Here is a 5654-nt window from a genome sequence, read left to right as displayed (position 1 = left end):
CATAAGTGTAAGTATTCATTAAAGGACAAGAGGGGATAGGAGAATGAATATTTTAGAGGGATTACGTGCATCAAATACGATACCTGAAAAATACTTAGTGATGACGAGTATAGAACTGGAAGAGAGAGTAGCAAGTATTAAGCAGCGATTAGGAAAAAAACTTTTTATACCAGGGCATCATTATCAAAAAGATGAAGTGATTCAATTCTCGGATGCTACTGGAGATAGTTTAAAGCTAGCACAAGTCGCAGCGGAAAACACAGAAGCAGAGTATATTGTCTTCTGCGGTGTTCATTTCATGGCAGAAACAGCTGATATTTTAACGAAAGAGAACCAGAAAGTCTACTTGCCAGATATGCGAGCAGGCTGCTCTATGGCTGATATGGCCGACATTTATCAGACAAATCGCTCCTGGGCAAAGCTACAGGAATTATTTGGTGACACGATTATTCCGCTAACCTATGTCAATTCAACAGCAGCAATTAAAGCATTTGTCGGAGAGAATGGGGGAGCGACCGTAACATCCTCTAACGCAGAAAAAATGGTTTCCTGGGCTTTCACGCAAAAGGAAAGGTTGTTATTTTTACCAGACCAGCATCTAGGGAGAAATACAGCCTATAATTTAGGTGTACCTTTAGAAAAAATGGCGATTTGGGATCCAATCCAAAATGAACTTATCTATGAGGGGCCAATGGAAGAAATTAAAGTTATCCTTTGGAAAGGTCATTGCTCTGTTCATGAGAACTTTACGGTGAAAAATGTAGAGCAAGTAAGAAGACAGTATCCTCACATGAAAATTATTGTTCATCCTGAGTGTAGTAGGGAAGTCGTAGCAGCATCTGATTTAGCTGGTTCGACAAATTATATTATTGATGTAATTAAAAATGCGGAACCTGGAAGTGCTTTTGCCATTGGCACGGAAATGAACTTAGTCAATCGGATTATCAAGGATCACCCAGATAAAGAGATTATCTCTCTTAATCCATATATGTGTGCTTGTTTAACCATGAATCGTATCGACTTACCTCATTTTGTTTGGTGCTTAGAATCAATCGAAGAGGATTTTGAAAGTAACAGGATTATTGTCGATGAGCCAATTGCCTCGAATGCGAAATTGGCGTTGGATAGAATGTTGAGATTGTCATAGAAACATAGTAGCAAACTGTTCTGTAAAATATGCGGAGCAGTTTTTTTGTTGTTTGAAAAACAGAATATTCAATTAAGTATTAATGACAATCATTCTATCTTCCTATAAAATAAAGATAATATATGGAGACTTACGAGAAAGGCGGAACGAGCCTTGAAAATACGCGGTAAACAATGGAAGAGGCAAAGAAATATACAGGAATATATAGAGGAATGGTATGTACTAGCTTTTTTATTAACTGGAGACAAAGTTGTAACGGAACGATTACTAGAAAGGACAATGGTTCAAGTAAAGGATAAGTTATTCTTTGTTTCATTTGATCGCCATTTTTTAAAACAATTAATCAAGGAATATACAAAATATTATCGGAACAATGACATAATCTACACATCCATCGACACTAGCATACTTTTAAGTCGACTAGGTTTACTTGATGAGCCAGCTCGCATAGCTTTTCTGTTAAAGTATGTATACGGTTTTTCCTATAAAAAAATTGCACAAGTATTACTGACTTCAGAAAGAAAAGTTAAATAAATTATTTATTCAGCCCTTATTATCTGGTCAAATAATGGCAAAGTAGTATCCATTGATTATCTAGAGGATGTTATTAAGAAAGAGGTACAACTTACAAAAAGTACTTTGCTATTAAACCTAGTTATCGAGAAGAAAAATCAACACACAGATAAAAAAACAAAAAGTAGGCGAAAGACATCAGTTATTATAGTTACTTTATTGATTTTGCTTGCTGGAGGGTCTATTAATCAAGAAACGCTTGGGAAGACAAGGGTTAGTTTAGGTCCGGATGTCTATAAATATTATAAGGAAGGTGGAGTATTTCAGCTGGATAAGGAGATTCAAGAAAAAGGGTTTCTAGATATCTATGCCTATCCTGAAGATGCAACTAACACGCTAATCGTCCAATTTTATACACCGGAGAGTCTAGATAATAAGAAAGAGGTAACAGAGTTAATTGAAGCATATTTAAAGGAAAGAGACCTGCATTATGAGATTAAATATGAAGTGATTAATCAAGTTGTAGAAGTAGAACAAACAGAGGAACAAAAAGCAGCGAAGAGAGTGATAGAAATGCAGCAAGAGATATTCCAATTAGTCTCCGGAAGTCCTTATTATTATATGCAAAACTTTATTAGTGAAGAATCTGGCGAATCAACGGAAATACTTTTATCTGATTCTATTTCCGAAGAAGAAGAACAGAATTTAAAAAATGAAATCAAAAACATCATAAACAAGTATGATTTAGAATGGGATTTTTCGATAGGGAAGGTCGAAGCAGATGTCGTAGAAATGGAAAAAGCTATTTGGAACATCTATCCTGCCTTAGCAGAGGCATACATCTACAGCGAAAATAACTATAATGTGTATGATATGTATCCTACATATGTAGATGGTGTTTTGGAATTCAATGTTTATACCGAATTATCTCTCTCAACAGATGAACAAGTTGCCAAAAAAGAAGAGCTAATAAAAGAATTGAAAAGATCCCTGCGTATTTTTTTACAACATGAAGATATTCAAAATCTCCTTAATCAAGTTCCTTATATAATAAAAGTATATGGGAAAGATGGAAATGAGATTCATTTAGAGACTTGATTTTTTATTTAAGGAGGAGGTTTTATTGAACAGGTTAAAATTAGTCCAAAGCAATCTAGTAAAAGATTGGATCTTATTTACTGACTTTTTAATAAGCGATAGGAAAACATCACTTGAAATCGTGAATGCCTTTTTAATAAAGCCTTCGACTAAGTTTTATGCACCTTATGTAATGGAAAGAGGGTTCCGCTATATATTAAAACAGTTGAGGGTAGAAAAAAGTAGGGAGGTCACTCATCGGTTATTTTCGGAATATTCCTTTAACTCAATCAATGTACTCGATCAAGCTATCCTTCTGTTACGTTTCTATTTTCAACTGGATATAAAGAAGATTGCTAGAATCGTTGGAAAATCGATAAGAGAGATTAGAAGAAGACTATATTCATTTCTTCAGCTGTTACTAAAAAAAGGTATAACGATTCATACATTTGTAGACAGACTCCAGGAGAAAGGAAAGAGAATGGAGCTCCCTTTATTCCTAGATGATTATAATAAGGGGAGTTTGATTAATGCAAAAAAGACTGTTCTCTATTCTTTTATTATTTTACATCTTCTTATCGTTGGCGGTGCAATGAATAGTGGAATAATAGAAAAGACACAAGCAAGGCAAGGTCCTGATTTATTAACTATTTATAAGGGAAGTACATTGGAAGAATTTTTAGAAACAAAATTAGAAGAAGCATTTCAAAAAGATGATTTTTCCGTCTTTGTACATTTTGAGGAAGAAGAAGTTTTTATTATCGTGGGGAAAGAAGAGCTTTATCGGAAGAAATCGGAGATAATCCGCTTTGTAAATCAAATGTTGAATGAAAAAGGAGTTGCATATACTGTCCAATTAGATTATGTCACAAAAGCATTTGGAAAGGATGAAGCGGCTTTTTCAGCATATTTGGAAGCAAATGAGAAAAATATAAAACTTAGACCTGGTGACTATTCAGATCAAGGAAATGTGATCGAATGGATTGTATTCCTTCCAAAGGATATCGAACTCGTAACAGAGAAATCTCTACTTACAAGGGTCAAGGGAATTTTAAAAAAATATAACCATAAAGCGCATATGAGTGTATCCTATTATGATAAAGAAAGATTCGATCGACAAGAAAGATGGTTAAAACTAGCTCCTTATTTCAATGAGGGATTTTTATTAGGCAAAGAATATAATATAGAAAGAATAACAATCGATGCCAATAAGAAAAATGTGTCGATTGATGTTTATACTTATTTTCTAACGGAAGATAAAAACAAGGAAGAGGTAGCTCGTGCAATTAAACGCTCTATGGACCAGTTTCTGCACAGTGAGGAATTAAAGCCGATTGTTCAAAAGGATACTTATATTATTACTATCTACTCAGCAGGGAAGAAAAAAATTAATAGCAATTATTAATAATTTGTATATTTCATAAAGATTGGGTAATAATGCTTACAGGTTAAACTGCACGGAGGAATGTGTTAAAATAATGATAATAGCTTATATTTGTATATGCTAAATGTTAGCAAAAGGCAGTTGAATCATTTGACAATAAAGGAAAAAGTCGTTGTACTAATCGGACCTACTGCTGTTGGGAAGACAAATCTAAGTATTGAACTGGCGAAAAAATTCGACGGGGAAATTATTAGTGGAGATTCCATGCAGATTTATAAAGGGATGGATATTGCAACAGCAAAAATATCGCAGGAAGAAATGCAAGGGATTCCCCATCATTTAATTGATATTGTTGAGCCAGATGAAAGTTTTTCTGTGGCGCAGTTTCAGGAGCTTGTTCGCAGGAAAATTACGGAAATCACTTCAAGAGGAAAATTGCCATTTATAGTTGGCGGCACTGGTTTATATATTCAAGCGGTTTTATACGATTATCAGTTTCAAGAAACGGCATCAGACCCAGAATTCCGGACGAAACTAGAAGAAATGGCGCAAGCAGAAGGAAGCTTAACCATTCATAACATGCTGAAGGAAGTAGATCCGGAAGCTGCAGCTGTAATCCACCACCATAATGTCAGGCGTGTGATTAGAGCGTTAGAGGTGTTTCATGTAACTGGCAGAAAAATGTCTGACATTCAAAAAGAGCAGAAGCAGGAGTCACTCTATGATGCGGCATTAATTGGCTTAACGATGGAAAGAAGTGTTCTTTATGAGCGAATCAATAAACGCGTGGATCAAATGCTTGAAATCGGATTATTAGAGGAAGTCCAGCACTTTTATGAAAAGGGCATAAGAGACTGTCAGTCCATTCAAGCTATAGGCTATAAGGAAATCTACAAGTATTTCGATGGTTTGCTAAGCTTGGATGAATCGGTTGAAGAGTTAAAGCAGAATTCAAGGAGATATGCAAAGCGACAATTAACTTGGTTCCGTAATAAAATGAATGTAGAGTGGTTTGATATGACAGAAAGTGTCAAAACACATGACATAACAAAAAAAATACAGGAAATTTCGTCTTATTTAGAAGGAATGCTAAAAATAAAATCGAATACATAATAGTAGAGAGAAAAGAGGAGGATTTTCATGAAGCAATCAGTTAATATTCAAGATCAATTTTTAAATCAATTACGTAAAGATGGCACAAACGTAACGGTATTCTTATTAAATGGATTCCAAATACGTGGGTTTATAAAAGGCTTTGATAATTTCACTGTATTATTTGAATCTGAAGGTAAACAACAATTAGTTTACAAGCATGCTATTTCTACATTTGCTCCGCAAAAAAATGTACAGATTGATTTGGAAGGTACACAAGTTCAATAAGCAGAATCAATCAGGGATTATGCCTCACCTTTTTAGGTAGGGGAATGCAAGTACATAGGAAGAAGACAAGTAAGTAACAATAAAAAAAGCTTGAGAGTAAACTAAAGTGTACCCTTTGTAAAGGACATTTTATAAAAAGCCTATGATACCATA

General features: G+C 34.6%; 6 protein-coding genes. All 6 read left to right on the top strand.

Annotation, left to right across the window (positions count from 1 at the left end):
- Positions 1-43 precede the first annotated feature (43 nt).
- The 6 genes from nadA to hfq all read left to right on the top strand — a co-directional run bounded on the left by nadA (position 44) and on the right by hfq (position 5501).
- Positions 44-1147 carry a quinolinate synthase NadA gene (gene nadA / locus RTL21_RS16035; protein WP_312097198.1) on the top strand — a complete coding sequence of 368 codons (1104 nt, stop codon included), beginning with the start codon at positions 44-46 and terminating at the stop codon, positions 1145-1147.
- A 153-nt stretch (positions 1148-1300) separates the two neighbouring features.
- Positions 1301-1681 carry a sigma factor-like helix-turn-helix DNA-binding protein gene (locus RTL21_RS16030; protein WP_312097197.1) on the top strand — a complete coding sequence of 127 codons (381 nt, stop codon included), beginning with the start codon at positions 1301-1303 and terminating at the stop codon, positions 1679-1681.
- Positions 1682-1786: 105 nt separating this feature from the next.
- Positions 1787-2758 carry a hypothetical protein gene (locus tag RTL21_RS16025; protein WP_312097195.1) on the top strand — a complete coding sequence of 324 codons (972 nt, stop codon included), beginning with the start codon at positions 1787-1789 and terminating at the stop codon, positions 2756-2758.
- Between the two features lie 25 nt (positions 2759-2783).
- Entirely contained in the window at positions 2784-4142 is a 1359-nt protein-coding gene (locus RTL21_RS16020) for a hypothetical protein (protein WP_312097193.1), read from the top strand.
- A 96-nt stretch (positions 4143-4238) separates the two neighbouring features.
- On the top strand, positions 4239-5234 hold the full coding sequence (gene miaA, locus RTL21_RS16015; protein ID WP_312097191.1) for a tRNA (adenosine(37)-N6)-dimethylallyltransferase MiaA: 996 nt from the start codon (positions 4239-4241) through the stop codon (positions 5232-5234).
- A 27-nt stretch (positions 5235-5261) separates the two neighbouring features.
- Positions 5262-5501 (top strand): RNA chaperone Hfq, encoded by a 240-nt coding sequence (gene hfq / locus RTL21_RS16010; RefSeq protein WP_031538267.1) that lies wholly within the window; start codon positions 5262-5264, stop codon positions 5499-5501.
- Positions 5502-5654 lie beyond the last annotated feature (153 nt).

The organism is Niallia sp. (assembly GCF_031978665.1).
GTDB lineage: Bacteria > Bacillota > Bacilli > Bacillales > Cytobacillaceae > Niallia.
The sequence above is the reverse complement of the archived record's forward strand: the minus strand, read 5'-3'. Positions and strand labels throughout refer to the sequence as shown.